1 protein-coding gene is annotated in these 279 nt (G+C 57.0%); it reads left to right on the top strand.

The genetic code is table 11. The features are described from left to right. Window positions 1–279, top strand: a 279-nt coding sequence (gene ygiW / locus SB756_RS29515; protein ID WP_410913104.1) for an OB fold stress tolerance protein YgiW, incomplete at both ends; no start/stop codon positions are given.

Below are 279 nucleotides of genomic sequence, written 5' to 3' on the forward strand. Positions count from 1 at the left end.
ATGGCCCTGTGCAGCGCACCGGTGATGGCAGCAGAGCAGGGCGGTTTTTCTGGCCCATCGGCAACGCAAAGTCAGGCCGGAGGATTCCAGGGGCCGAACGGCAGCGTAACGACTGTAGAAAGCGCAAAATCCCTGCGTGACGACACCTGGGTAACCCTGCGCGGCAATATCGTTGAACGCATCTCTGACGATCTCTACGTGTTCAAAGATGCCAGCGGTACTATCAATGTTGATATCGACCACAAACGCTGGAACGGCGTGACGGTGACGCCGAAAGAT

Origin of the sequence: Pseudomonas sp. SIMBA_068, from assembly GCF_046534705.1 — a bacterium.
Taxonomy (GTDB): Bacteria; Pseudomonadota; Gammaproteobacteria; order Pseudomonadales; family Pseudomonadaceae; genus Aquipseudomonas; species Aquipseudomonas putida.